The organism is Chryseobacterium sp. SIMBA_038, assembly GCF_046535115.1.
Classification (GTDB): Bacteria; Bacteroidota; Bacteroidia; order Flavobacteriales; family Weeksellaceae; genus Chryseobacterium.
This window is the reverse complement of sequence record NZ_JAWRXH010000103.1, coordinates 1-285: the sequence shown is the minus strand read 5'-3', so window position 1 is coordinate 285 and position 285 is coordinate 1. Positions and strand designations below refer to the sequence as shown.

The following is a 285-nucleotide window of genomic DNA, read 5'->3' as shown; positions in this document are numbered from 1 at the left end:
CGGGATTTCGACCCTTCGGACTGGTTGCGGTTGATAGGTACCATCCTCTAACTGCTGGCGGATGGAGTCCCAGTTGGTCATGATATGTTCACGTAGGAATTTTACTGACATACCGTCCACACCGTGGCTTCCTTTATTCTTTTCCACTCTCTTTAATGCTGTCAGAAGGTTTTCCCGTGACAGAAGTTGCTTCATCATGTTGAGGTATTCCTTTCGCGTGAACGTTCTTTCTACTTGTGCCATTCTTACTTCAGCCCTCTCAGAGTCCCCCGTGGAATTCACCAC

General features: G+C 48.1%; 1 pseudogene. It reads right to left on the bottom strand.

The window, feature by feature from the left end:
• A pseudogene (locus SB689_RS22890) lies at positions 1-243 on the bottom strand (hypothetical protein); the annotation flags it as partial.
• Positions 244-285 lie beyond the last annotated feature (42 nt).